The following is a 1819-nucleotide window of genomic DNA, read 5'->3' as shown; positions in this document are numbered from 1 at the left end:
GGGAGGGCTCGGTTGCTGCCGATGAGTTCCCAGGCGAACTCGCCCAGGACGGTCCTGAGGACGAACGCGGGGACCGGGAAGAACGCCGGGCGGTGGAGGGCGGTGGCTACGGCCTCGGTGAACTCGCGGTTCGTGGCCGGGTGGGGGATGACGAGGTTGACGGGCCCGGACAGGCTTTCGTGCTCGGCGACGAAGCGGACGCCGCGGAGCCAGTCGGTGAGCGAGACGATCGGAAAGTACTGGTTGCCAGAGCCGAGGCGCCCGCCGAGGCCGAGGCGGAAGGGGAGCGTCATCAACCGGAAGGCGGGCGCCTTGCGGTCGAGGACGATGCCGGTGCGGATGGCGGCGACACGGCAGCCGGCCGCGCGGGCCGGCTCGAGAGCGCCCTCCCAGACGCGGACGACGTCGGCGAGGAAGCCGTCGCCGAGCTCGGAGTCTTCGGTGATGACGCGGTCGCCGCAGTCCAGGCCGTAGCCGCCGACACCGCTCTGGGTGATCACCGTCGGCGGTCGATCGAGTTGCGCGGCCGCGTTCGCCAGCGTGCTCGTCGTACTGACCCGGCTCTCCCGGAGCACTGCCCGGTACGTCGGGGTCCACGGGCGGCCGATGTTCGCGCCGGCCAGGTTCACCAGTACGTCGGGATCGCCGAGCGCGGCCGGATCCAGATCACCGCGGGCCGGGTTCCAGCGAATCTCGCCGGGTTCCGTGGGCGGACGGCGTACCAGCCGGACGACCTGGTGGCCGTCGGCAACCAGGTCGCGGGTCAGCGCCGTACCGAGGAAACCGGAGGCGCCGGCCAGCACGTACTTCATCCTGCTTGCTCCTTGAGGCTAGTCCTGCCGAGGCGGTACCCGGGCGGAAACAAGAACGGCGCCGGGCCCGCCAGCGAGCTGGACGGACACCGGCGCCGGATGGCGGATCAGACGTCGAACTGGGCCTCTTCGAGACGCTGCTTGACGGCCGTGAGGTAACGGGCCGCGTCGGCGCCGTCGACCAGGCGGTGGTCGTAGGTCAGCGCCAGGTACACCATCTGCCGGATCGCGATCGTCTCACCGAGCTCCGGGTGGGTAATCACCACCGGGCGCTTCACCACCGCGCCGGTGCCGAGCATGCCGACCTGCGGCTGGTTCAGGATCGGCGTGTCGAACAGAGCGCCCCGGCTGCCGGTGTTCGTGATCGTGAAGGTCCCGCCGGCCATCTCGTCCGGCAGCACCTTGTTGTTGCGGGTGCGGTCGGCCAGGTCGGCGATCTTCTTCGCCAGGCCCGCGATGTTCAGGTCACCGGCGTTGTGCACGACCGGGACCATCAGGCCCTTCTCCACGTCCACGGCGATGCCCAGATGCTCGGCCGCGTGGTACGTGATCTCGCCCTTCTCCTCGTCGATCGAGGCGTTGAGCTTCGGGTACTGCTTCAGCGCGTCGACCGCGGCGAGCGCGAAGAACGGCAGGAAGGACAGCTTGACGCCCTCGCGGGCCTCGAACTCGGCCTTCTTCGCGTTCCGCAGCCGGGCGATCTCGGTGACGTCGACCTCGACCACCGTGGTCAGCTGCGCCGAGACCTTCAGCGAGTTGACCATGTGGCTCGCGATGGCCTTGCGGATCCGGCTCATCTTCTCGGTGGTGCCGCGCAGCGGGCTGACCGCCGCCGGCTTGGCGGCCGGTGCGGAGGCAGCAGCCGGAGCGGCGGCGGGGGCAGCCGCGGCGGCTTTCTTGGCCTCGGCGGCGGCGATGACGTCCTGCTTGCGGATGCGGCCGCCGACGCCGGTGCCTCGTACGGCGTTGAGGTCGATCTCGTGCTCGGTGGCGAGCTTGCGCACCAG

General features: G+C 70.5%; 2 protein-coding genes. Both read right to left on the bottom strand.

Features of this window, described 5'->3' with window-relative positions; translation table 11 throughout:
- Positions 1-812, bottom strand: an 812-nt coding sequence (locus tag E1218_RS35645) for a TIGR01777 family oxidoreductase (protein ID WP_132327433.1), incomplete at its 3' end; no start/stop codon positions are given.
- Positions 813-919: 107 nt separating this feature from the next.
- Positions 920-1819 (bottom strand): 2-oxoglutarate dehydrogenase, E2 component, dihydrolipoamide succinyltransferase (gene sucB, locus E1218_RS35640; protein ID WP_132327432.1); only part of this gene is annotated, 900 nt, incomplete at its 5' end.

Source organism: Kribbella turkmenica (genome assembly GCF_004348725.1).
GTDB lineage: Bacteria > Actinomycetota > Actinomycetes > Propionibacteriales > Kribbellaceae > Kribbella > Kribbella turkmenica.
The sequence above is the reverse complement of the archived record's forward strand: the minus strand, read 5'-3'. Positions and strand labels throughout refer to the sequence as shown.